This is a genomic window from Enterobacter ludwigii (assembly GCF_001750725.1).
Taxonomy (GTDB): Bacteria; Pseudomonadota; Gammaproteobacteria; order Enterobacterales; family Enterobacteriaceae; genus Enterobacter; species Enterobacter ludwigii.
Map to the genome: position 1 here is coordinate 1251527 of NZ_CP017279.1, position 25590 is coordinate 1277116.

At 54.6% G+C, this 25590-nt stretch carries 21 protein-coding genes; 6 read left to right on the forward strand and 15 right to left on the reverse strand.

Going from position 1 to position 25590, the window contains the following annotated elements:
• Positions 1-39 precede the first annotated feature (39 nt).
• Entirely contained in the window at positions 40-1599 is a 1560-nt protein-coding gene (locus BH714_RS06010; protein WP_040017322.1) for a YdgA family protein, read from the reverse strand.
• Positions 1600-1698: 99 nt separating this feature from the next.
• Positions 1699-2874 (reverse strand): mannose-6-phosphate isomerase, encoded by a 1176-nt coding sequence (gene manA / locus BH714_RS06015; RefSeq protein ID WP_020884317.1) that lies wholly within the window; start codon positions 2872-2874, stop codon positions 1699-1701.
• Positions 2875-3071: 197 nt separating this feature from the next.
• Between manA and fumA the strand changes: the two genes are divergently transcribed.
• Both fumA and fumC read left to right on the forward strand, forming a co-directional pair.
• Positions 3072-4718: a class I fumarate hydratase FumA gene (gene fumA / locus BH714_RS06020; protein ID WP_040017323.1), complete on the forward strand. Its 1647-nt coding sequence runs from the start codon at positions 3072-3074 to the stop codon at positions 4716-4718.
• Between the two features lie 137 nt (positions 4719-4855).
• On the forward strand, positions 4856-6250 hold the full coding sequence (gene fumC, locus BH714_RS06025; RefSeq protein WP_020884315.1) for a class II fumarate hydratase: 1395 nt from the start codon (positions 4856-4858) through the stop codon (positions 6248-6250).
• On the opposite strand, the gene tus is transcribed toward fumC, so the two are convergent.
• The 3 genes from tus to rstA form a co-directional block, all read right to left on the reverse strand.
• Positions 6251-7180 (reverse strand): DNA replication terminus site-binding protein, encoded by a 930-nt coding sequence (tus, locus tag BH714_RS06030; protein WP_014169815.1) that lies wholly within the window; start codon positions 7178-7180, stop codon positions 6251-6253. It abuts the gene before it with no gap.
• A 74-nt stretch (positions 7181-7254) separates the two neighbouring features.
• Positions 7255-8553: a two-component system sensor histidine kinase RstB gene (gene rstB / locus BH714_RS06035; protein ID WP_040017324.1), complete on the reverse strand. Its 1299-nt coding sequence runs from the start codon at positions 8551-8553 to the stop codon at positions 7255-7257.
• Positions 8554-9038: 485 nt separating this feature from the next.
• On the reverse strand, positions 9039-9755 hold the full coding sequence (rstA, locus tag BH714_RS06040) for a two-component system response regulator RstA (RefSeq protein ID WP_025204337.1): 717 nt from the start codon (positions 9753-9755) through the stop codon (positions 9039-9041).
• Between the two features lie 128 nt (positions 9756-9883).
• Here rstA and BH714_RS06045 point away from each other — a divergent pair, with 128 nt between their 5' ends.
• A complete protein-coding gene (locus BH714_RS06045; RefSeq protein ID WP_020884312.1) occupies positions 9884-10219 on the forward strand; it encodes a GlpM family protein in 336 nt (111 codons plus the stop codon).
• Here the strand turns inward: BH714_RS06045 and folM are convergent.
• From folM to ydgH, 3 genes are all read right to left on the reverse strand, one after another.
• Positions 10216-10938 (reverse strand): dihydromonapterin reductase, encoded by a 723-nt coding sequence (gene folM / locus BH714_RS06050; protein WP_025204335.1) that lies wholly within the window; start codon positions 10936-10938, stop codon positions 10216-10218. The genes BH714_RS06045 and folM overlap by 4 nt on opposite strands.
• Positions 10939-10977: 39 nt before the next feature.
• Positions 10978-12360, reverse strand: a complete 1383-nt coding sequence (locus tag BH714_RS06055; protein WP_020884310.1) for an amino acid permease — start codon at positions 12358-12360, stop codon at positions 10978-10980.
• Positions 12361-12545: 185 nt separating this feature from the next.
• On the reverse strand, positions 12546-13490 hold the full coding sequence (gene ydgH, locus BH714_RS06060; protein WP_020884309.1) for a DUF1471 family protein YdgH: 945 nt from the start codon (positions 13488-13490) through the stop codon (positions 12546-12548).
• A 535-nt stretch (positions 13491-14025) separates the two neighbouring features.
• Between ydgH and pntA the strand changes: the two genes are divergently transcribed.
• Both pntA and pntB read left to right on the forward strand, forming a co-directional pair.
• Positions 14026-15555, forward strand: coding sequence for a Re/Si-specific NAD(P)(+) transhydrogenase subunit alpha (gene pntA / locus BH714_RS06065; RefSeq protein ID WP_020884308.1), 1530 nt, complete (start codon positions 14026-14028; stop codon positions 15553-15555).
• 10 nt (positions 15556-15565) lie between these two features.
• Positions 15566-16954, forward strand: a complete 1389-nt coding sequence (pntB, locus tag BH714_RS06070) for a Re/Si-specific NAD(P)(+) transhydrogenase subunit beta (RefSeq protein ID WP_025204333.1) — start codon at positions 15566-15568, stop codon at positions 16952-16954.
• Between the two features lie 49 nt (positions 16955-17003).
• Here the strand turns inward: pntB and uspE are convergent, their stop codons facing one another.
• The 7 genes from uspE to BH714_RS06105 all read right to left on the reverse strand — a co-directional run bounded on the left by uspE (position 17004) and on the right by BH714_RS06105 (position 24187).
• A complete protein-coding gene (gene uspE, locus BH714_RS06075) occupies positions 17004-17954 on the reverse strand; it encodes a universal stress protein UspE (protein WP_040017325.1) in 951 nt (316 codons plus the stop codon).
• Positions 17955-18064: 110 nt separating this feature from the next.
• Positions 18065-18217 (reverse strand): hypothetical protein, encoded by a 153-nt coding sequence (locus BH714_RS06080; RefSeq protein ID WP_223398027.1) that lies wholly within the window; start codon positions 18215-18217, stop codon positions 18065-18067.
• Between the two features lie 176 nt (positions 18218-18393).
• Positions 18394-19146: a fumarate/nitrate reduction transcriptional regulator Fnr gene (fnr, locus tag BH714_RS06085; RefSeq protein ID WP_014070017.1), complete on the reverse strand. Its 753-nt coding sequence runs from the start codon at positions 19144-19146 to the stop codon at positions 18394-18396.
• Between the two features lie 183 nt (positions 19147-19329).
• Entirely contained in the window at positions 19330-19845 is a 516-nt protein-coding gene (gene ogt / locus BH714_RS06090) for a methylated-DNA--[protein]-cysteine S-methyltransferase (protein ID WP_020884306.1), read from the reverse strand.
• A gap of 10 nt (positions 19846-19855) precedes the next feature.
• A complete protein-coding gene (gene abgT, locus BH714_RS06095; RefSeq protein WP_020884305.1) occupies positions 19856-21382 on the reverse strand; it encodes a p-aminobenzoyl-glutamate transporter in 1527 nt (508 codons plus the stop codon).
• Between the two features lie 49 nt (positions 21383-21431).
• On the reverse strand, positions 21432-22877 hold the full coding sequence (locus BH714_RS06100; protein ID WP_040017326.1) for a M20 family metallopeptidase: 1446 nt from the start codon (positions 22875-22877) through the stop codon (positions 21432-21434).
• Positions 22877-24187, reverse strand: a complete 1311-nt coding sequence (locus BH714_RS06105) for a M20 family metallo-hydrolase (RefSeq protein WP_040017327.1) — start codon at positions 24185-24187, stop codon at positions 22877-22879. Before BH714_RS06105 ends, BH714_RS06100 begins: the two co-directional genes overlap by 1 nt.
• A 175-nt stretch (positions 24188-24362) precedes the next feature.
• On the opposite strand from BH714_RS06105, the gene BH714_RS06110 reads away from it, so the two are divergent.
• Entirely contained in the window at positions 24363-25274 is a 912-nt protein-coding gene (locus BH714_RS06110; RefSeq protein ID WP_014169834.1) for a LysR family transcriptional regulator, read from the forward strand.
• The last annotated feature ends 316 nt before the right edge of the window (positions 25275-25590 follow it).

Genomic DNA, 25590 nt, shown 5'->3' on the forward strand with positions numbered 1-25590 from the left:
ACCGGTAATAAAAAACCCCTCAGAGAGGGGTTTTGATGATTACTGCTGTGGTGCAGCGGGTGCAGCGGGTGCAGCGGGTGCTTCAGGCACGGCCGGCGCTGCAGGTTCAGCCGGTTCCGGCATCCCCAGGGCAGGCATACCAAACATCCCGACAAAATCTTCCAGCGGCATTTTATCGCCGTTCAGCGTGACCTGACCGTTGGCGTACTGCAGGCTGGTGGAAATGGTGTTGTCTTCCATCTTCGTGATGCGGAACATCTGGCCCATTGCCGCCAGGCCTTTCACCTGCTGGCTCGCTAGCTTGCCGGCATCTTCATCGCCATACCCTTCAAGCTTCGCAATCTGGGTCATAAACTCGGTCGCCATATCCACAGGGATGGCCAGCTTGCTGTCGAGTGACTTCACGCTGCGATCCACTTCCTGCGCCAGCGTCTGAGGTTCACCCGTTGCGGTTGCCGGGTCTTTCAGGAACAGGGACAGGTTAAAGTTGGTTTCGCCTTTGCTGTTTTTCCAGCTCAGCGGGGCCACAGTGATAACCGGCTCGCCTTTCAGCAGGATTGGCAGGTTGTTCATCAGCACCGCCATGGCCTGCTGCTGGTAAACTTCCGGATTCTGCTGCAGCGCGGCATTGCTCAGCAGTGCCTGGCTCTCTTTGCTGTATTTCTGGCTAAATTCATGCCACGCCTGACCGTCGATATTGCCAATCTTCAGCGACAGTTTGCCGGTCCCCAGATCCTGGTTCTGCACTTTCAGGCTCTTCAGGGCGTAATCCAGTTGGGTATTGATGCTCTTACCGTCTTTAGACACGTCGGATTTGCCGTCCACCTCCATGCCTTCCAGCACGGCCATCTCTTTCCCTTCAACCGCGATAGCAATCTTGTCGAAAGAGAGTTTCTGATTACCGATACGCTCTTTAAAATCGGTCATCTTGCTGTCGCCATCGGCTTTCAGGTTATTGAACGTCAGCTGAACCTTTTGACCGTATTCATTGACGGCATTGATCAGGCCGCTCTCTGCTGCACCGGTCAGGGAGAAGACATTTCCATCGCGGTCAGCATCAACCTTGAAATTCCCCCCGCTAAAGGTCACTTTCTCGTTATCTTTCTCGTAGTTCAGTGCTTTCAGATCGATACTGGAACGTGTGTCACCGGCGTAGCTGATGCGGGTGTTAACCTCGAAAGGTGACTCATTCTTTGCCAGATCAAACAGAGGTTTGGTTAAGTCGTTATTCACCAGTACAGTATGAACAGACGCCATCGACGGGATCAGGTTAAAAGACGTTAACTGTGCCAGCGGGAACGGACCGTGGCTGACCACTTCATCCAGCACCACGCTTTGGCCCGGTTTCAGCCAGCCATTTTCATTACCGGCGACAGGCTTGACAACCACCTGCATATGGCTGGTAAAGACACCACGCTGATAATTCTGGTAGGCAAGCTCCACGCCTGCTTCCGGCGCACCACGCTTAAGCTCTCCGTTAGCCTGTGCCACCATCTCAGCCAGACGGCTTTCCAGCTGTTTCCCGGTAAACCAGGAGGCACCTGTCCAGACCACGCCTAACGCTACAATCACTCCTACCGCTACGACCGATTTTTTCATTGCGACTATCCCTAAAATGAAACCAGGCGGTAGAAACCGCCCGGTGATGTAAAGTCTTCAACTAGCTTAGCAAGAGTTGTTAAAAAATTCAGTAAGTGCTTATAGCTTATTAAAAACACGCGCCAGACGACCGGTACCGCTCACGCTCACCGGCGACTCGTTTGCCGCTACAAATGCCGATTCGCCTGGCTTGAGCACCAGACGCTCGCCACCTTTATGCAGCGTTGCTTCACCCTCAACGCAGAACAGGATTGCTGCGCTCTCCTGCGCGATGGCGGTTTCTGCCGGGCTCAGGTCATGCAGTGAGAAGGCAAAATCATCCACCGGGATCGGGAAGTCCAGCTCCGCACCCTGTTTAACAGGCTGAGTCAGCAGGTGATCCGCAGGCTTCGCCTCAAACTTCACGTTGGCAACCAGCTCAGGGATATCAATGTATTTCGGCGTCAGGCCTGCACGCAGTACGTTGTCTGAGTTGGCCATCACCTCCAGCGCCACGCCCTGCAGGTAGGCGTGCGGGGTTTCAGCAAACAGGAACATCGCCTCGCCCGGGTTCAGCTTCACCACGTTCAGCAGCAGAGGGGAGAACAGGCCGCTGTCGTCCGGGTAGAATTCAGAAATCAGGCGGATGGTATCCCACGGCTCACCGTGCTGGCTGTCCAGCGCTGCTTTCAGCACCGCCAGGGCGTGAGATTTCTCTTCTCCCTGCATGTTCAGCAGGCTGGCGAAAAGCTGGCTCAGGCCTTCTGCATTCGGGTTTTCCAGGAAGTGGGCAATAGCGTTGTTAGCACCCGCCACCGGCTGCAGCAGGGAGATAATTTCTGAGAACTCGCGAAACGCGTTCATCGCCAGGAAGGGGGTCAGCGCAAAGACCAGTTCCGGCTTGTGGTTAGGATCTTTGTAGTTACGCTCGGCGGCATCTAACGGAATACCGGCCGCGTTCTCTTTCGCAAAGCCCATCTCAGAGGCTTTTTTATTCGGGTGCACCTGGATCGAGAGTGGCTGGTCGGCGCACAGCACTTTAAACAGGAACGGCAGCTCACCAAAACGGCTGGCAACCTTGTCACCCAGCAGGGTGGCTTTGTCGGCATCAATCACGTCGCGCAGAGAGCGAACCTGGCCGCTTGCGTCTTCAATTTTTGAGCTGCTCTTCGGGTGCGCACCCATCCACAGTTCTGCCATTGGCAGGTTGTTTGGGTTCGCGATACCGTAGAGATCCGTTAACGCAGTTTTACTTCCCCAGGCGTAGTTTTGCACTGAGTTAATGAGTTTTTGCATTATCAAGCCCTGATTCAATGGTGGAATTAACTCCGGGTATTAAAGCAATAAACCACATGGAAGTAACCTGTGGATGTAAAAAGTCGTACTAGTCTCAGTTTTTGTTAAAAAATTGTGTAGGATAAGCTGACTCGCTTTTAAGCGGGCAGCGGAACATCTGCCCAAATAATCAGACTGAAGCAGTAAGTGAGAGAACAATGTCGAACAAACCCTTTCATTATCAGGATCCTTTCCCCCTCAGTAAGGATCAAACCGAATATTACCTGTTAACCCGCGATCACGTCTCCGTCTCTGAATTCGAAGGGCAGGAGATCCTCAAGGTCGATCCGCAGGCGCTGACGTTACTGGCGCAGCAGGCTTTCCACGACGCCTCGTTTATGCTCCGCCCTGCGCACCAGCAGCAGGTGGCCGATATCCTGAGCGACCCGCAGGCCAGCGAAAACGACAAATACGTCGCCCTGCAGTTCCTGCGTAACTCGGATATCGCGGCGAAGGGTATTTTACCTACCTGTCAGGACACCGGCACGGCCATCATTGTGGGTAAAAAAGGCCAGCGCGTCTGGACCGGCGGCGGCGACGAAGCGGCGCTGGCGCACGGCGTGTACAACACCTACACCGAAGACAACCTGCGCTACTCGCAAAACGCGGCGCTGGATATGTACAAAGAGGTCAACACGGGCACAAACCTGCCTGCGCAGATTGACCTGTATAGCGTGGACGGTGATGAATACAAATTCCTCTGCATCGCCAAAGGTGGCGGTTCAGCGAACAAAACCTATCTCTACCAGGAAACCAAAGCGCTGCTCACGCCGGGCAAGCTGAAGAATTACCTGGTTGAGAAAATGCGCACGCTCGGCACCGCTGCCTGCCCGCCGTACCATATTGCCTTTGTGATTGGCGGTACGTCGGCAGAGAGCACCCTGAAAACGGTGAAGCTGGCGTCGACCAAATACTACGACGGCCTGCCTACCGAAGGGAACGAGCACGGCCAGGCGTTCCGCGATGTTCAGCTCGAACAGGAACTGCTGGAAGAAGCGCGTAACCTCGGTCTGGGTGCGCAGTTCGGCGGCAAATATTTTGCCCATGATGTGCGTGTGATCCGTCTGCCGCGCCACGGCGCCTCCTGCCCGGTCGGGATGGGGGTCTCCTGTTCTGCGGATCGTAACATCAAAGCGAAGATCAACCGCGAAGGTGTCTGGATCGAAAAACTGGAAAACAACCCAGGGAAGTACATTCCTGAAGCGTTGCGCAAAGCGGGCGAGGGTGAAGCCGTTCACGTTGACCTGAACCGTCCGATGAAAGAGATTCTGGCGCAGCTGTCTCAGTATCCGGTGTCGACCCGTCTCTCTCTTAACGGAACCATCATCGTTGGTCGTGACATCGCTCACGCGAAACTGAAAGAGCGTCTGGACAATGGTGAAGGGCTGCCGCAGTACATCAAAGATCACCCGATTTACTACGCAGGCCCGGCCAAAACGCCAGAAGGCTACGCCTCTGGCTCGTTAGGCCCGACCACCGCAGGCCGTATGGACTCGTATGTTGACCAGCTACAGGCCAACGGCGGCAGCATGATCATGCTGGCAAAAGGAAACCGTAGCCAGCAGGTGACGGATGCCTGCCATAAACACGGTGGCTTCTACCTGGGCAGCATCGGCGGTCCGGCTGCCGTACTCGCGCAGGGCAGCATTAAGAGCCTTGAGTGCATTGAATACCCGGAACTGGGTATGGAAGCTATCTGGAAAATTGAAGTGGAAGATTTCCCGGCGTTTATCCTTGTGGATGACAAAGGTAACGACTTCTTCAGGCAGATCCAGTCCTCTCAATGTTCGGCGTGTTTGAAGTAATCTACTATAGCCGGGTGGCGTTCACGTCACCCGGCACATCAAAGAGCGCACAAAGCGCCATATCTTTTCTGTAAAGCAATCAATACTTATCTCTGAAGCATGTGAGCAATCCCGACAGTGTTATCAAGGAGAAAGTAATGACTACGGTACGCCGTGAGAAAGACTCTATGGGCGCGATCGATGTCCCGGCTGACAAGCTATGGGGCGCGCAAACCCAGCGTTCGCTGGAACATTTCCGTATTTCGACCGAGAAAATGCCCGTCTCGCTGATTCAGGCGCTGGCGCTCACTAAACGTGCGGCCGCCAAAGTGAATCAGGATTTAGGCCTGCTGGCGGCAGATAAGGCCACCGCGATTATCACTGCTGCCGATGAAGTGCTGGCCGGCAAGCATCCCGATGAATTCCCCCTCGCCATCTGGCAGACCGGTTCTGGCACCCAGAGCAACATGAATATGAACGAAGTGCTGGCGAACCGGGCAAGCGAACTGCTGGGCGGCGTGCGCGGTATGGAGCGTAAGGTTCACCCGAACGATGACGTAAACAAAAGCCAAAGTTCGAACGACGTCTTCCCGACGGCGATGCACGTGGCGGCGGTGATTGCGCTTCGTGAACAGCTGATCCCGCAGCTCAACGTGCTTAAAACCACCCTTGGCGAGAAGGCGCAGGCTTTCAGCGATATCGTCAAAATAGGACGTACTCACCTGCAGGATGCCACGCCGCTGACGCTCGGCCAGGAGATTTCCGGCTGGGTGGCAATGCTAGAACATAACCTCAAGCACATCGAGTACAGCCTGCCGCATCTTGCAGAGCTGGCGCTGGGCGGAACGGCGGTCGGTACGGGGTTAAATACCCATCCGGAATATGCGGTGCGCGTTGCCGACGAGCTGGCGGCCATCACCGGGCAGCCGTTTATCACGGCGCCGAATAAGTTTGAAGCGCTGGCCACCTGTGATGCGCTGGTTCATACCCACGGTGCCCTCAAGGGGCTGGCAGCGTCGTTGATGAAAATCGCCAATGATGTGCGCTGGCTGGCCTCGGGTCCCCGTTGCGGTATCGGTGAAATTAGCATTCCGGAGAACGAGCCGGGTAGCTCAATCATGCCGGGCAAAGTAAACCCGACCCAATGTGAAGCCATGACCATGCTCTGCTGTCAGGTAATGGGTAACGACGTTGCCGTTAACATGGGCGGCGCGTCCGGTAACTTTGAGCTGAACGTCTATCGCCCGATGGTGATTCACAACGTGCTTCAGTCCATACGCCTGCTGGCGGACGGTATGGAGAGTTTCAACGAGCACTGTGCGTCAGGCATTGAGCCAAACCGCGAGCGCATCAGCCAGTTGCTCAATGAGTCGTTGATGCTGGTGACCGCGCTGAATACCCATATCGGCTACGACAAAGCCGCTGAGATTGCGAAAAAAGCGCATAAAGAGGGGCTGACGCTGAAAGCCTCCGCTCTGGCATTGGGTTACCTGACGGAGGCTGAGTTTGATGCATGGGTACGCCCGGAATCGATGGTCGGCAGCCTGAAATAATCACTGCGCCACATACAGGTGCAGCCGCGGAATGATCAGCTGCAGCGGTTGCGCCTGAGGTCTGTAACGATGCTGGACATTTTCAGCATCGTAATTCAGCAGTTCGCCAATATCCGGCACAATGGCCCCTTGATCGGCATCATAAAGTGCGATCAGCGGCGTCGGGCAGGCATACTGTACCTGCTTTTGCTGGCCGGAATACCAGACGCGCGCGATAGGCTGCACCTTCACCGGACGCTTAATCTTAAGCCGGGTATCTGCCGGCAGTGAGGCGATGCTGTGGTACTCCTGCTCAAGCCGTTCAATCCACTGCTCGCGTGACCACGGTGCGACAGTCCGCGGTGCCTTCAGACTCTTTTCCAGCTGCGCCAGAATGTCATCCCGGGTGAAGTTTTTAATGATGTGCTTGTTGGCCCAGCCGAAGCGAAGCGTAGCGGGATGACGCAGTACCGTGAGCGTACGGTAGGCATTCAGGGTGATTAATCCCGGTAGCTGTCGGTGTACCCATTCAAAACGGGCGGCAGGGGCCAGACCCGACTCTTCAGTGATGATCTTTTCAAACGTCGCCTTAAGCGTGTTGATATGCGCAATCTGGTTTTCCAGCGCTTCTCGCGTTGTTGCATCAGTTTGCAGGCAGATTACGCCCGGCAGACGAACGGCCGCCTTACTGCTGCGGTTTTCTGACTGCTGCTGGATAAACAGGCGACGGTAGTGCCGCAGCGTCAGTTCCAGCGCCGCTTTGCCGATATGCTGCTGTACCTCTATGGTTTCCAGCGGGTCGTGTTCAGCGCCTTTCACCACATCCGGCAGGGTAAAGACCCGCGCGGCTAACAGACGGCAGGTCTGCAAACGTTCGGTCAGGGTCAGTAACTCGTGTTCAATGTCGCGGAACGTGCTGTTCAGCCTTTCGATGAGATCGTACGTCGCCATGATAACTCTTCATTAGTTACAACATACTTATCATATAGCACAGCACGCCGGGTCAGGCCAGCGTGCGATAAAGGTCAGGCAGGGACGGGAAGGGTGATGTTGTGATATACTGGCCAGCTAAAGCAGAAGCGCGCGCCGCCGAGTGCGCTCTCTTCACAATGCACCGTGCCGCCCATCGCCTGCGCAATGGAGTAAACAATTGCCAGCCCCAGGCCACATCCCCCCGTGGCACGATCGCGGCTGGGGTCGAGGCGTACAAACGGCTCAAACACCGTTTCACGCGCTTCCGGGGCGATGCCCGGTCCGTCATCCTCAACCGTCAGACAGGCCTGACTACCCTGTAAATCTAAGCCAATCTGCAGCGTGCTCTCGCTATAGCGCATGGCGTTGTTCATCAGATTATCCAGCACGCGTTCCATCAGACGCATATCCAGTGCGCCATAATCGCCGGGCGTGACGTGTGTCAGCAGGGTACGTTGCGGGTTTACGCTCTGGACATCATCGATATGGGTTTGTAACCAGCCGGGCAGGTCCGGCGTACTGAGGTTCAGTTCGTTTTGCGGGCGATCGAGGCGCGCGTAGGTCAGGAGCTCCTCAATGAGGCCCTCAAGCTGACCAATGTCGCGGTTCAGCGCCTGAGACTCGACCTCCGTCAGGTTTTCGCTCATCTCCAGCCGATAGCGCAGGCGTACCAGCGGCGTACGCAGCTCGTGAGCAATTCCGTCAATGAGCTGTTTTTTACTGATAATCAGCGCATTGATGTTATCAGCCATCTGGTTAAACGCCACGCCAAGACGTTCGAAGCTGGAACCGCTGTCGAAGTGAATGCGCTCGGTAAAATGCCCGTCACCAAAACGTTGCGCAGCTGATTCCAGTTTCAGCATGTCCTGCCAGTGTGGCCTCATCCAGATAAAGACCGGGAACGCGAGCGAAATGGCAATGAAAGCCAGCAGGGCAAGGTCCAGCAGGCGCATCTGGTGCAGATAATAGAGATAAGGTACCGGCCCCACGGCCAGAACGTAATGGCTCCGTGGAATGCGCTGGATAAAGGTATATTTCTCATCCAGCGCCACAATGTCCCCGTCACGCAGTCGCTGCATGGCGGGTGGCTCTAAATCGAAATCCTTCATCGGCTCGATGCGCAGATCAAACGACAGGTTCAGATCCAGCTCTTTTAAGGTCTTGGCCCAGTCGTGTGGCGGGATCTCTCGCAGCTCGCTGCGCATCAGGTAGAGCGAGCTTTTCATTAAATCATCCAGTGACTGCCTGCCCGCACGTTCGGCGGTGAATTTATAGACCAGCCCAACCAGCATGGTCATCACCAGGAAGCAGACAAACAGCAGGAGATAAAACTGTACGAACAGCTTTTTCATTCAATCTCACCGAAAATCAATACGTTAACAACCTGCGTCGAAGACAAACACGCAAACCCAAACTAGTTACACATACCGCTCGGTTTTTTACGGGGTCCGCATTGTGAGTAATCCCACAGAACGTACCCTTTTGATTTCATACAGTCTTCTATTTTTTTGATCCTGGAATCTTGCTGTTCTATCGTTTCGCCCGGCAGCAGGCGGTTGCGACTGAAGCTTTCGTCCCATGAATTGAGCGAATACTTTCGATCAACGCCGCAGGCGTACAAATCCTCACGGCGTTGTTGCACATTGGTATGGCCCGGGGTCCTGGGATTCTGGATAGTCTGAATATACGGAACATAGTCATAATGACTTGAATCCATATCTGCGACAACGCACCCGGTTAACCCAAAACAGCAGATCAGGCTGAGTGTTCTTATTTTATGCAACTGTCAGACCTCGTCTGCGTAATGTTTTAAACGGTGTCGTTCGGGGAACCGGCATCAGGTTTCCCAGGCGTGAGGCGCGAACAGATAGCCCTTGTTACGCACGGTTTTAATGCGGTACGGCTCAGTGGCATTATCCTGCAGTTTTTTACGCAGGCGCGAAATAGCCACGTCAACGCTGCGATCCATTCCGTCGTAGCTGACGCCGCGCAGGTTTTTCAGTAATGCATCGCGGTCCATGATCTGCCCGGCGTGGGTTGCCAGTTCCCAGAGCAGGTCAAAATCTGCCGTGGAAAGGGCGATAAGCTCGCCAGAAAGCAGAACCTGACGGTTAATCGGATCAATAGACAAGGTACCAAAACGCATCGCTTTGTGCGGGGTCAGCGACTGAGCAGGCGCTTCTCGTTCAACGCTGGCACGCTGGCGTAAATGAAGGCGCAGACGAGCAAGGAGGACGGCAGGGGGCGTGGTTTTCAGAATGTAGTCATTGGCACCCATTTCGAGTGACAAAATATGGTTCATGTCGCTGTCCAGCGAGGTCAGCAGCACGATAGGGCCCTCCCACCGGGCGCGCAGATCGCGGCAGACCGTCATGCCATCTTTGCCGGGCAGCATAATGTCCAGCAGCACCAGGTCCGGGTTTTCACGTAAGACCACCTCTTCGGCACGATCGCCACGAGGCTCAACAATGACGTCCATATCATGCTTACCCAGATAGGCGGCGATCAATTGCCCCACTTCGGGCTCGTCTTCAACATAAACAATCTTATTCATACAACGTCTGTTATCGCGAAAAAAGCCAACATACACCGCACAACCTTAACGTTCCATTAATCTTTCATAATTAACGCCAGTTCCGTTATTCTGGCTCATAGTGTTATTTGATTGTTATAGGGAAAAAGATGGGGCTGGTGATAAAAGCCGCGTTGGGTGCGCTGGTGGTGTTACTGATTGGTATTCTGGCTAAAACCAGGAATTATTATATTGCCGGGCTGATCCCACTCTTCCCGACCTTTGCGTTAATAGCGCACTATATTGTCGCCTCAGAACGAGGCACGGAAGCATTGCGTACGACTATCGTGTTCGGGATGTGGTCGATCATCCCTTATTTTCTTTATCTGCTTTCGCTGTGGTACTTCACCGGTTTTATGCGACTTCCCCTGGCGCTGAGCGGGGCCGTTGTCTGCTGGGGGCTCAGCGCCTGGGTGCTTATCTTCTTCTGGAGCCGCTTTCACTAGCGCAGCGGTCGACCGCCGTCCACGGCAAAGGTTCTGCCAGTGACATAGCAACTGGTGAGCAGATAATCGATAAGATCGATAACCTCTTTTTCACCTGGCGCAATTTTCATCAGCGATTTATTTAGCGCCTGCTGGCGATACTCCGCATCATCGTCTTCGTTGAATAAAATCATCGCCGGGGCGATGGCGTTCACCTTAACTTCAGGGGCAAGTTTACGGGCGAACGAGCGCGTCATGTTATCGAGTGCAGCTTTACTGGCCGCATAGGCGATGTGCTTGTCGCTGCCGCGCTCCACGACGTAATCGGTGAAATGAATAATATCACCCGCCGCATGTCCGTGACCGCGCAGCAGGTCGAGCAGGGCATGGTTCAGCAGATAGGGCGCATTGACGTGGATCTGCAGCATGCAGGAGAGCGTTTCGCTGAGTGGCGTACCGGATTTTTCGGGAAGCCAGGCGCTGGCATTATGGATAATGGCGCGCAGCCCGGGGGTGGTAGATTTTACTTTTTCAGCGAAGGCCAGAATACCGTCATCGGTTGAGAAATCGGCCTGAATGCAGATCGCACCGGCTTTGCGTAGCCCCTCAATCGAGGGATATTCGCTGCGGTAACTGATGATGACCGGATGGCGAAGATTGAGAAAGTGATGGGCAAGGGCGAGGCCGATACGACGGCCTCCACCAGTAATCAGTATTGGGCGTTGCTGCGCGTTTCCCATCGTGTTCTCCTTTTCAGTTCAACAATGGGAAAGGCGATTCTATCCCATTAACATCCAGGTTGCCGGTACGGCAGCAACCAGTAACAGCCCGATTAAGGCCATCTCACGGCGTCTAAGCGCGTTCTCTAACTGATGCGTGCGGCGGGCGTAGATAAACACCAGCAGGCCCGGTGCATACAACACCACCGACAGCAGCAGATGCATAGGCCCGGAAGCATACAACAACCACAGGCCGTAAATACAGGCTCCGACACCCACCACATAGTGCGCCGGACGTGTGGCGATTTTTAACAGATATGCACCCACTAAGAAATAGGGTACCAGAATCATCTCCGAGGCGATGGTCAGCAGAGTGTTATAGTCTGAACCTGTGAGCCAGATCAGCACCAGACAGACCTGAACGCTGATGTTGGTCAGCCAGAGTGAGGCCGACGGCGCGCTGTTTTTGTTTTGACGAGCAAACAGGCGTGGAAATGCTTTGTGCGTTGCGGCCAGGAACGGCACTTCTGCCGCCATAATGGTCCAGCTCAGGTACGCGCCGCACACGGAGATAATCAGCCCCGCGGCAATTACCACGTCACCCCACGGTCCGAACATTTTCACCATCAGGCCCGCCATCGACGGGTTACGCATTTCGGCCAGTTCAGGACGCGCGACCACCCCCAGCGACAGCAGCGTCACCATCAGATACACGCCCAGCGCCGCCAGTACCGCCAGCAGCGTGGCGCGACCCACATCGCGCTTATTCCGCGCCCGGGCAGAGACCACGACGGCACCTTCAACACCGATGAAGACCCACAGGGTGATCAGCATGGTGTTTTTGACCTGCTCCCAGACCGGTACGCCCAGCGCGACACCGCTGAAATCGAGACTGAACACATCGAGACGGAACGCCATAAAGGCCAGCACGATAAACAGGCCGAGCGGAACCAGTTTGGCCAGAGTTGCCACCAGGTTAATGCTGGCCGCCGTCTGTACGCCACGTAGAATCAGCCAGTGAACAACCCACAGCAGTACCGAAGCGCCCACAATGGACTGCCAGGTATTGCCGTCGCCAAAGAACCGCAGTTCAGGGGTATCGGTAAAGAAACTGAGCGCCGAAAAGACGATCACCAGGTAGGAGACGTTTGCGATGACCGCGCACAGCCAGTAGCCCCATGCGGAACAGAAGCCAATCAGTTCGCCGAAACCTTCACGGGCGTAAGTGAAAATCCCCCCATCCAGATCCGGGCGGATGCGGGTCAGCAGCAGCATTGCGAACGCCAGCAGCAAAATCCCGGCACCCGTGATGCCCCACCCTATAAGCAGTGCGGCAGGGCTTGCGACCGCCGCCATATTCTGCGGTAAGCTGAACACGCCCGCACCCAGCATTGAGCTCAAAACGAGTGCAGTCAAAGCACTCAGGCCTAGTTTCTTTTCCATTGGCTTCCTGTTATGAAAGGTCCAAATCCAGAATAATTATTTCGCACAGGCGCATAAAAATGGTGGATCACACTAAGGCGCGGGATTTTACGGAGTGTCACGAAAGCATGCAATGACGTGGGGCCGAATTTCAAAAAAAAGTAACAAAAAAGGCGGCATTGCGCCGCCTCGGGTCAACCGTTCTGTTACTTGTACAGGTCGGCGCTGATGGTTACGTTGTTACCACGTTCCTGCCACTGGCGGGTGATGTGGTAATACTTCGCCCCTTTCTTCGCCGCACGTTTCGCGACCTGATAAGAGACTTCCGTCATGTTGCCGTAGTTGCCGGTAAATTTAATGCTGTCGAACGGCACCATCTGCGCTGCAGTGGCTTTGTTCAGCTCTTCAATTTTGGTTCCGTCTGGCAGGGTAACGGAGTAACGGCCACCTTTGGTGGATTGCGTTTCGAAGAAACGGCCCACTTCAGCGCTTGGTGCGGCAGAGGTGGCTACGCCTGGAATTTCCACTTTCTTCGCTTCTTCGCCGCCTTTCGCTATCGCCGCACGACCCGCTTCGGAATCAGCAGGAATAGCGTCCGGGCTTTGCAGAACGCGTTTTTTCGCATCTTCTTTATAGATGAACGCGGTAATGCGCTGGTTGCCACCCTGGTTAGCATCGACCTGACGCACGATAAAGAAAGAGTACGCGCCTTTTTCTTTTGCGGCTTTGGTGATGGCATCGTTCACTTCAGGTTGGCTGCGATAGAAGCCCTGCACGGTGACGGTGTCATAAGGTTCCAGCTCAATCGCCTGATCTTTTGGTAATTCAACGACGCCGTTAATCACGCGGTTTTTCGGTGCGTCAGCTTTCGGCGCATTGTCTTTATACAGCGCAATGGTCACGCGCTGGTTACCGCTGTTGCCGGAGTCAGACTGATCAACAACGTAAAACGAGGCCGCACCGTTTTTATCGGCGGCTTTTGATGCGGCGGCGACGGCATCGCCAATAGAATTATAACGACCCACAATGACCGTATGGTCAAAAGGTTTTAACGCTGCCGCTTGCTCCGGCGTTAACTCTGTCGCGGCATTCGCAGACAGGGCGGTCGCGGAGAGAAGTGCGGACGCCAGGAGTGTGTTCTTAAGCTTCATAAAAATAATCCTTCGCCTTGCGCAAACCATGTACTGGTATTGTTGTTAATTTGAGACGGTCCCGATTATGGCATTTAAAACCCGTCGCTGTCTGCGCCATTTTTCACAGCCTGTGCTCACTGAATCATCTGATTTGATAACATTTAGTGATATGTTGAAAAAACAGGCGTCTGACAAGCAAAACTGATAAAGCTTATGACTTTTACAAGTTAATTTAATGTTAATAAGTTGTTCTCTAATGGCGCTATATCATGTTTTTACCGCTTCGCTTGCGCTATTTATCGGTCTCAGCGATGAATTTAAGGTAAATATCACTGTCAGCGACGCAGATCACTTATTTTTCACAGATAAAGTAAGAAATAGTGTTTTCTGGCGGTAGATCACGGGCGTTATTTTCAGTAGGTTATAGAAAGTTTGTTACTGTTTTATTTTCTGGGGTTAATCATATGTCGTCGCTGTCCTGCTGGCGAAAGTTGATACAAACCGCGGGCATTTATCGACAAACCATCATCAAAAACCGATGGAAGGGAAAACTATGCGTATTGGGGTACCAAAAGAACGGTTAGCCAATGAAACCCGCGTAGCGGCAACACCGAAAACGGTGGAGCAACTGCTTAAACTGGGTTTTACCGTCGCAGTTGAACGCGGCGCGGGCAAACTGGCGAGTTTCGATGACGAGGCCTTTATTCAGGCTGGCGCGGAAGTGGTGGACGGTGCTGAAGTCTGGCAGTCGCCCGTTATTCTCAAGGTTAATGCGCCGGAAGAGAGCGAGATTGAACTGCTGAATCCTGGCACGACGCTGGTGAGCTTCATCTGGCCTGCACAGAATCCTGAGTTGATGGAGAAGCTGGCAGCACGTGGCGTGACCGTGATGGCCATGGACTCCGTGCCGCGTATTTCGCGCGCGCAGTCGCTGGATGCCTTAAGTTCCATGGCGAATATCGCCGGTTACCGCGCGATTGTTGAGGCGGCGCATGAGTTTGGTCGCTTCTTTACCGGTCAGATCACTGCGGCAGGGAAAGTGCCTCCGGCGAAAGTGATGGTGATTGGCGCGGGCGTGGCGGGTCTTGCGGCTATCGGCGCAGCAAACAGCCTGGGCGCTATCGTACGCGCTTTTGACACCCGTCCTGAAGTAAAAGAACAAGTACAAAGTATGGGTGCCGAATTCCTTGAGCTGGACTTCAAGGAAGAAGCGGGTAGCGGTGACGGTTACGCGAAGGTCATGTCCGAAGCTTTTATCAAAGCGGAAATGGAACTCTTCGCCGCGCAGGCAAAAGATGTCGACATCATTGTCACTACCGCGCTTATCCCCGGTAAACCCGCGCCGAAGCTGATTACCCGTGAGATGGTTGACTCAATGAAGTCGGGCAGCGTGATCGTCGACCTGGCGTCGCAAAACGGTGGCAACTGTGAATACACCGTGCCAAATCAGGTGACCACCACTGCTAACGGCGTGAAGGTGATCGGGTATACCGATTTGCCGGGCCGTCTGCCAACGCAGTCTTCTCAGCTGTACGGTACCAACCTTGTTAACCTACTGAAACTGCTCTGCAAAGAGAAAGACGGCAACATCACCGTTGATTTTGACGATGTTGTTGTGCGTGGCGTAACGGTGGTGCGTGAAGGCGAAATCACCTGGCCTGCGCCACCGATTCAGGTGTCCGCGCAGCCTCAGGCGGCACCGAAAGCGGCGCCTGAGCCTAAAGAGCCAGCTAAACCGGCTTCTCCGTGGCGCAAGTACGCGATCATGGCGCTGGTCATTATTCTGTTTGGCTGGCTGGCAGACGTCGCGCCGAAAGAATTCCTCGGCCACTTTACCGTCTTCGCGCTCTCGTGTGTGGTGGGGTACTACGTCGTATGGAATGTCTCCCATGCGCTGCATACGCCACTGATGTCGGTCACTAACGCCATCTCCGGGATTATCGTGGTCGGGGCGCTGCTGCAGATTGGCCACGGCGGCTGGGTAAGCTTCCTGAGCTTTATCGCGGTGCTGATCGCCAGTATCAATATTTTCGGTGGGTTCACCGTGACTCAGCGCATGCTGAAAATGTTTCGTAAAGGCTAAGGGGTAGCATATGTCTGGAGGATTAGTCACAGCCGCATACATTGTTGCTGCAATCCTGTTTATTTTCAGTCTGGCGGGGCTTTCCAAACACGAAACGTCTCAGCAGGGAAATAACTTTGGTATCGCCGGGATGGCGATTGCGCTGATTGCCACCATCTTCGGGCCGGACACCGGCAACGTTGCATGGATCCTGGTGGCGATGATCATCGGTGGCGCGATTGGTATTCGCCTGGCGAAACGCGTTGAAATGACCGAGATGCCGGAGCTGGTGGCCATTCTGCACAGCTTCGTGGGGCTGGCGGCGGTGCTGGTGGGCTTCAACAGCTACCTGTACCACACACCCGGTCTGGAACCGATTCTGGTCAACATCCATCTGACGGAAGTGTTCCTCGGCATCTTCATTGGTGCGGTGACCTTCACCGGCTCAATTGTCGCGTTCGGCAAACTGCGCGGTAAGATCTCTTCTAAACCGCTGATGCTGCCAAACCGTCACAAGCTGAACCTGGCGGCGCTGGTCGTGTCCTTTGTGCTGCTGGTGGTCTTCGTGCGCACTGAAAGCGTGGGCCTGCAGGTGCTGGCGTTACTGGTGATGACCCTGATTGCTCTGGCCTTTGGCTGGCACCTGGTGGCCTCCATTGGTGGTGCCGATATGCCAGTGGTTGTCTCCATGCTGAACTCCTACTCCGGTTGGGCCGCGGCAGCAGCAGGCTTCATGCTGAGCAACGATCTGTTGATCGTCACCGGTGCGCTGGTCGGTTCTTCTGGTGCGATCCTGTCTTACATCATGTGTAAGGCGATGAACCGTTCGTTTATCAGCGTTATCGCGGGTGGCTTTGGTTCTGATGGCTCCTCAACCGGTTCTGACGAAGAAGTGGGTGAGCACCGTGAGATCACCGCGGAAGATACCGCAGAGATGCTGAAAAACTCACACTCGGTCATCATTACCCCAGGCTACGGCATGGCGGTGGCACAGGCTCAGTATCCGGTTGCGGAGATCACCGAGAAGCTGCGTGCGCGTGGTATCAAGGTTCGCTTTGGCATTCACCCGGTAGCGGGGCGTCTGCCAGGCCACATGAACGTGCTGCTCGCGGAAGCGAAAGTGCCTTACGACATCGTGCTGGAGATGGATGAGATCAACGATGATTTCACCGATACCGACACCGTCCTGGTTATAGGTGCCAACGACACCGTTAACCCGGCGGCGCAGGACGATCCGCGTAGCCCAATCGCCGGTATGCCGGTTCTGGAAGTGTGGAAGGCGCAGAATGTGATTGTCTTCAAACGTTCCATGAACACCGGTTATGCAGGGGTTCAGAACCCGCTGTTCTTTAAAGAGAACACGCACATGCTGTTTGGCGATGCAAAAGCCAGTGTCGATGCGATTCTGAAATCGCTGTAAATCAGCGACAAAAAAACCGCCGGAAACGGCGGTTTTTTTATGTCTGAACTTAGTCGTCTTCCGGGTCGTCCAGTTCAACCGGTGTCTGATACTCATCCGGCTTGATGACCAGCAGGTCACAGCGCAGATGGTCGATCACCTGTTCGGCGGTATTGCCCAGGAATGCGGCAGAAATACCGGTCCGGCCAATGGTACCCAGTACCACAATCCCCGCCTGCAGATGTTCTGCTAAATCCGGGATCACCTCTTCAGGCAACCCTTTTTCCACATGTGTCATTTTCTCATCGATGCTGAATTTCTGGCGTAACGCCTTCATGGCCAGCAGGTGCTGCCCCCGGATCGCATCGTTATACACGCTCGGGTCAAATTCAGGCAGCTCGATGGCAATATTAATCGGTGTTACCGGGTAAGCGCCCACCAGATGGACTTCAGTGTGGTTAACCTGCTCGGCAATCTGGATCGTCTCCTTGACCAGCTTTTCATTGAGCGAATTGTGATAATCCTCCTCGCTCGCCAGGTTGACCGCCACGACGGCCTTGCCGCCTTCTGGCCACGGCTGGTCTTTTACCATCCACACCGGGCAAGGGCATTTACGCAGCAGGTGCCAGTCGGTAGGGGTAAAGATCACGGATTCCAGCTTGTCGTGCTGGTGCGCCATTTTCAGCAACAGGTCGTGCCCACCGGCGACCACTTCCTGGATAATGGCTTCGAAAGGTCGGTTATGCCAGACCACTTTAATATCGATAGGAACACCCGCTTCCAGGTAATATTTGGCCTGTTCACGGATCCACGCGGTACGCTGGCTGATCACTCCCTGACGCATTGCGGTGCGTTCGTCAGGCGACAGAAGGGTGGTCATCTCATAAGAGAAGTCATAGATCGGCAAAAACGCTTTGATTTTGCCACCAATCCGTTGATGTAGATACACAGCACGTCGTAATGCCGGCTGATCGTCCTGGTTAGGATCGATAGCCACCAGCATGTTTTGATACTTTGCCATACAGGTCTCCTTACTACTGTCACCACAGTCTGTAATTAAAAGAGTAACCTATATATCTTGAATGAAACAGGGGGGAAGTTTTTGTCAGATCAATAAATCATGAAAATCTGTCACAGAAAAAGAACCGTTGTTGTTACCGCGATAAAGGCAATCAACAGCAGTACCATCACCGCAATCGCAAACGTCGTTGAATCCTGTACGTAGGTTTTTTCTTCACCCTTCATTGGCCCGACAAGCATGATCCAGATGAATATGAAGGTCACTGAGGCGATAACGACTGAAACGAAAAATAAACTTTCTCTCAATTCATAACCTCAACAAGAACCTTTCAGGGACTGAGTGGGGCGGTGCCAGGGAAACGTGGTGAAACGGAAGTGGTGACGTACCAGACCAATAAATCATAAAAATTTATCGGCCTGGCATCAATCATGCGGGGGCGTTATGCCACGTTGCGGGAGTGACCGGCAAGAACGGCCAGAGCTTCACCGTTTTCGATGGTAATGTATTTACCCTTAACGGCTAGCATTCCGCTTTTCTGGAAACGACCCAGCAGACGGCTGATGGTTTCCACGGTCAGGCCCAGGTAGTTACCGATATCGCCACGCGTCATGGTCAGACGGAATTCACGCGGGGAGAAACCGCGCTCCGCGAAGCGGCGTGAGAGGTTATAGATAAACGCGGCCAGGCGTTCTTCTGCATTCTTTTTGGAAAGCAGCAGAATCATGTCCTGATCGCCTTTGATCTCACCGCTCATCAGACGCATCATCTGCTGACGCAGATTGGGCATTTTGCCTGAGAGATCGTCCAGCGTTTCAAACGGGATTTCGCAAACCATTGAGGTTTCCAGCGCCTGAGCAAAGCTCGGGTGATGGCCAGTACCGATGGCATCAAAGCCAACCAGGTCACCCGCCAGATGGAAGCCGGTGATCTGCTCATCACCCTGTTCAGTGATGGTGTAGCTTTTGATGGTGCCAGAACGGATAGCATAGAGCGATTTCAGTTCGTCTCCCGCTTTAAACAGCGTCTGCCCTTTCTGAATAGGCTTTTTGCGCTCGATGATATTATCAAGCTGATCGAGTTCATGCTCATTCAGAGTAAACGGGATACAGAGCTGGCTGATGCTGCAATCCTGGCAATGGATAGCACAACCGCCAGACTGAATGCGTCGTATAATTCGCTTTTCCGGGATCATAGGTTTGCTCAAGCCTTAATTGATATTGGTCAATTTTAACATCTTTTTGGTAAGTACGTAAGCCTGCCAAACCATCAATAAGGACAAGAGACGGCAACGTGTTGCCATCTTCTTGAAATTCCACAGCTTGATTATGGATTTTTAGCCTAACCGGAAGAAAATTAAGCACTAAAAGCCTGGAAACTAGAGCAGGAGATACCCCTCGTGACGCAGTAACCACTCCTTGCGCTGCACGCCACCGGCATAGCCGGTCAGGGTGCCGTTGCGGCCAATCACGCGGTGGCAGGGGACCACAATACTGACGGGGTTAGCGCCATTTGCCGCGCCGACCGCGCGGGCCGCGCCGGCACGGCCGAGTTGCCCGGCGAGCTGGCCGTAATGCATGACCTGTCCGCACGGAATACTGCGCAGCGCCTGCCAGACTTCGCGCTGGAAAGGTGTGCCTGCCGTGGCGGTCGGCAGGGTGTCAATGATGCTGAGATCGCCCTCGAAGTACGCCGTCAGTTTGTCGCTCAGGCCGCCGGGGTTGGTGGCGCTGATACGTTCATAACCCTGCGCGCGATAGTGCACGTTGAGCAACGTGTCCATCCTGTCGCTGTGTTCTTCCCATTCAACGGCGCGCAGACAGAACTGCTCGTCTGCAATCACCCACAGTGGACCAAGCGGCGTGGCAATTTTATCTTCGAGTAATCTCAGCATCGTTAATCCTTTAGTGCAGCCTTGGGTAAATCCCCGGCCCAATCGGCAGACCGACAAGATACCATGCCACCAGCATCACCAGCCATACCCCTAAAAAGATAAGCGGATAGGGTAAAACCAGCGAATAGTAGGTACCCAGTTTTGCCTCTGGTTTATAGCGCTGCAGGAAGCCTAAAAACAGCGGAACAAACGGTGAGACCGGTGCCAGCGGGATGACGGAGGAGTCTGCGATACGGAACAGGATCTGGGCAAACGCCGGGTGGAACCCCAGCATCATAAACATCGGCACAAAGATGGGGGCCAGAATCGACCAGATAGCCGAGCCGCTGGCGATAAACATGCACAGCAGTGACGACAGCAGCGCAAGGCCGACAAATGCCGGGACGCCGCTTAACCCCGCCGCTTCCAGCGCATCGGTCAGCCCCACGGCCATAAATTTGCCCATGTTGCTCCAGTTAAACATCGCCACGAACTGCGCCAGCGGGAACACCATCACAATAAAGCCCGCCATCTCTTTCATGGGTTCGATCATCAGCTGCGGCAGATCGCCCTGACGGCGAATTTTGCCGGTGGCGATCCCATAGGCGAGCGAAACGACAAAGAAAAACAGAATAATCAGCGGCACAATGCCCTGAATAAACGGCGAGGGGAGAACGGTATGTTTAACCGGATCGCGCAGGATGCCGTTTTCCGGTACCACCATCAGCGCGACCGCGGCAATAAACGCCAGCGAGACCACGCCTGCCACGCGCAGGCCAACGCGTTGCTCTTTACTCAGCGTCTCCAGCTTCTCATCGCTTCGGCCTTCCCATTTCCCTAAACGCGGCTCAATGAGCTTATCGGTAATCAGTCCGCCCACCAGGGTCAGCAGGACCACCGAGCTGGCCATAAAGTACCAGTTGTCGATGACGCTGACGTGCATCGCGGTGTCGATGGTTTTGGCCGCCTCCGTGCTGATGCCTGAGAGCAGGACATCGGTGGTCACGATCAGCAGGTTGGCGGTAAAGCCGCAGCCTACGCCCGCAATCGCCGACAGCAGACCCGCCACGGGATGGCGTCCGACGGCGAGGAAAATCAGAGCGCCCATGGGCGGCATGATCACCAGCGCGGCATCAGAGGAGATGTGGCTAAAGAAGGCGATAAACAGCACCATGTAGCTGGCGTAACGTGCGCTGACGTGGGAGGCCATTTTCACCATCAGCGCCGGTAACAGACCGACACGCTCGGCAAGCCCGGCACCCAGTACCAGCGCCAGAATGGCCCCCAGCGGGGCGAAGCCGCTGAAGTTTTTAACCACATTCGGTAAGAACCAGTGCAACCCTTCGACGCTCAACAGGTTCTTGACCGCCACCATACTGCCATCGGCCGGACTGCGCACGCTGACATCAAAGGCGGACAGCACCGCTGTCGCCACCATCAAAACCACGATCAACCAGATAAAAAGCAGGAAAGGGTGCGGCACTTTATTGCCGATCCTTTCAACCCAGCCATAGAGCTTACCGGATGGGGAATGCGAAGGTATGGAAGACATACTCATGGGCGTTCCTCGGGACTGTTGTTGTGTTGTTGTGTTGTGTTGTGTTTTGTTATTTTAAAGGTGACGGTGTCACGCCTGCCGGAATCGGACACACGTACGGCTTTTCGGTGATTTGTTGTTCGAACTCTTCCCGGCATTGTTGCAGCAGCGTTGCATCCTGGAGCAGATTTAGCGCGGTTGCGCCCATCACTTTTCCGGCCAGCAGCATGCCCTTATGAGCAATCGAGGTTCGCCCCTGAGCCACGAGTTGCCAGGTATGCAAAGGCGTTCCGATGGTAAAGCAGGGGCTGAAACACTGTGCCACCGGCATTTTCCAGCTGACATCGCCCACATCGGTTGACCCGGCCAGTACGTTATCGGTAATGGCATAAGGTGCGACCTCATCTGTCAGTAACTTCTCCTGCTGACGGCGCGCAAAAGCGTTACCGGCTTCTCCCCCCGTCGCGGCAATGTTCTTCAGGCTGTTTTGCAGGTCATTTGGCGTTAGCGTGGCACGAATATCCTGCGCAAACTGGCGCTCTTCTTCCGTCCATTCCGGCGTGCCGTAATGCTGCAGGGCGCGATACATCGCCGCTTCGAGCGTGCGGTTGGGCAGGTAGCTGGAGCAGGCTTTATCAAAGCGACACGCAACGGTGGTTTCGGTCATCATTGCCGCGCCCTGAGCGATTTTCTCGATACGTTCGTAGATCTGCTGCGCATCGGCCATTTCCGGCGCGCGGATCAGGTACAGCACTTCAGCCTGCGCCTGCACCACGTTGGGTGAGATTCCACCGGTATCGGTGATAGCGTAATGAACGCGCGCTTTCTCAATGATGTGTTCGTTGAGAAAATTGGTGCCGGTGGTCATCAGCGTTACGGCATCCAGCGCGCTACGCCCCAGATGTGGCGAGTTAGCAGCATGTGCCGCCACGCCGTGAAACCGCCAGGCGGCCTGAATATTGGCCAGCGTGCTGACGTTAAACATGCCGGCAAATGCTTCAGGGTGCCAGGTGACGGCGGCATCAACGTCATCAAACAAACCTTCGCGCACCATAAAGGTTTTCCCTGAACCACCTTCTTCACCAGGACAGCCGTAGAAACGCACGGTGCCGCTCCCCCCGTGCTGCTCCAGCCAGCTTTTCACCGCAATGGCACCCGCCAGCGCTGCCGTTCCCAGCAAATTGTGGCCACAGCCGTGGCCGTTGGCACCCGGCGTGGCGGACTGTGCCGTCGCGCAGTGTGCCTGCTGGCTCAATCCGGCCAGAGCATCATATTCCCCCAGCAGGGCGATAACGGGTTTACCGCTGCCGAAGCTGGCGATAAAGGCATTCGGAATCCCGCCGGCTTCACGGGTCAGGGTGAAACCTTCCGCTTCCAGCGCGCCGGCAATCCGTTCCGCGGACCAAAACTCTTCAAAACGCGTTTCAGGGTGATCCCAGATGTCGTCGGCAATGCCGGTTAACAGCTGACATCGCGTGTCGATGGCATCGGCAATAAAAGCGTAGTTCTCCTGCATTACACACCTCGCGTCCACGGGAAATTAAGCGCAGTGCGCGCCAGCGTTTCGATAGCGAGGTTCATGACCTGCTCATCAAAATCAAATTTTTCATTGTGATGACCTGCGCTTAACTCGGTACCGAACACCATATACGACGCCATTCCGCCGTTCTGCTGCACGCGGGCCATCATCAGCGTCGCGTCTTCGGAACCTGCGGGGGCGTTGACTCTGTCAATGGCCTGCACCACGCCGGTCACCTGGCTTGCCTGCTGGCGCAGATAATCTACCCAGGCCGGTGTAGGGGCACTGGCGGTGGCGGCGCCCATCAGACGCATCTCGACGCTCACGCCGTAGAGTGCCGCCGCACCGGTAATCACGGCCTGCGCGCGTTCAAAGACGTAATGGTTAATGGCTTCGCTTACGCCGCGGGTTTCAACCTTGAGCAGGGCGTTAGCCGGCACGACGTTGCGTCCGCTGCCGGCCTGCATCACGCCGACATTCACCCGCGATGCACCTTCGCTGTGTGGGGCAATGCTGTGAAGCGCGATAGCGGCCTGAGCTGCGGCGAGCAGGGCATTACGGCCGTCCTCCGGTTTACCGCCGGCGTGTGCGGCAACCCCGGTAAAATGCACATCGAACTTGGTGGTGGCCATAAAGTTATCGCTGCCGCAGATCACCACACCGGCGGGCACGCCGGTGCCAATGTGAATCGCGGTGAAGTAGTCCACGTCGTCGAGCGCCCCGGCGGCCACCATGGCCCGAGCGCCTCGGGTGCCTTCCTCGGCAGGCTGGAAGATCAGTTTGATGGTGCCATTGAGTTGCGATTCATTCTGCTTAAGCACGTGCGCCAGCCCCAGACCAATGGTGGTGTGGCCATCGTGGCCGCAGGCGTGCATCATCCCCGGGTTGCAGGAGGCAAACCCGTCGCGGAACGGGCGATGGCTGTCATCGAGTGCTTCGCTTAAATCCAGCGCGTCCATATCCACGCGAAACGCCAGCGTCGGTCCTGGGCGGCCGGTATTCAGGGTCGCCACAATGCCGGTAAATCCCCCTTCAAACGGGGCCAGCCATTTCTCTGGTGCGCCTTGCGCCCGGGCGCGAGCAAACTCTCGCGCCAGCGAGGCGTCATCGGGTAATCCCATACGGCTTTCGGCGTCCACCACGTCGCGGCCCATCGCCAGCGAATAACCCAGCTGGTCTAAGATTTCCGCGACTTTCGCCGCCGTGCGAAATTCGAGCCATCCGGACTCCGCGAAATGGTGAAAATCGCGACGCCATGCGCTCAGTTGTGGGGCTAATGTCTGGATGTACTGCGCCAGTGATTCCATATCTGTTCCTGTCATCATTAAAATATGTGAACTGCTTCACGCTGTGATAGTTTTTACTTATCACTAACCGTTTTTTCACAGTTTTAACCGTTCAGGAATTACCCTCGCACATCCATTTCCATTAAAGTAGATGACAGTTTCTTTACTCTGATAAACAACGGTTATCGGTCGGGCTATGTCATTTCAGATTAAATTTCATCAAATCCGGGCGTTTGTTGAAGTCGCGCGTCAGGGCAGTATCCGCGGTGCCAGCAGGACGCTTAATCTTTCGCAACCGGCGCTGACCAAATCGATCAAAGAGCTGGAAGAGGGGATGGCGGCGCAGCTTTTTGTGCGCAGGAGTAAAGGCGTCGCATTGACCGAATGTGGGGAAGGGTTTTACTCGCGCGCCAGGCTGATTCTGGAAGAGTTACGCGCGGCGCAGGATGATATCCGCCAGCGCCAGGGGGAACTGGCCGGGCAGATTAATATTGGAATGGGAGCCAGTATTTCGCGAAGCCTTATGCCCGCGGTGATCACCCGCTTTCATGCACAACATCCGCAGGTAAAAGTCCGGATTATGGAAGGGCAACTGGTGTCGATGATCAATGAATTACGCCAGGGCGAGCTGGATTTCACCATCAATACCTATTATCAGGGGCCGTACGATCATGAGTTTACGTTTGAGAAATTGTTCGAAAAGCCTTTCGCCGTATTTTGTCGGGAAGGGCATCCGGCGACGGGCGCGACATCCATTACCGAATTGCTGAATTATAACTGGACAATGCCGACGCCACGCGGGAGTTATTATAAGCAATTAGAAGATGTTTTTACTCATCGCTCGCAAATACCGCGCATTGACGTTGTCTGCGAAACGTTTTCTTCCTGCATTAGTCTTGTTGCACAAAGTGATTTTTTAAGTATCCTGCCAAAGGAACTGGGCTGTGACCCGCTGCTGGCGCACCGTCTGGTTATGCTGCCCGTTGTCGAATCGCTACCTAAAGCGGCCTATTATTTAATTCAGCGTCGTGATTCTCGTCAGACACCCCTGACCGAATCGTTAATTACGCAATTCAGAAGAGAGGCGCGGAAAATAGTATCGGAGTGAAGTGGGGAGTAAAATAAAAAAACAGAGCCTGTCCGACATCAGACAGACCCTACAACACACAGCAGTGCTTCCCTTCGCAGATCCTGAATGTTATATCCGTGAAGCAGGTTTATTTAATTATAACAGCCCACCCTCAAAAAGATATGTTTTAGCATCATTGATTCCACATTTTTTAACCTAAACTTTCTGTTTTATGTGTGCTGAAATTTAAGTTAAGTCGCGTTTAACTTTTGCGAAGAAATAATTTTATATTCATCAGGTTAATATTTATGTCCTTATCCTGGGGGGCGGTTATTGAGGCCCATGCCTGGCGCAG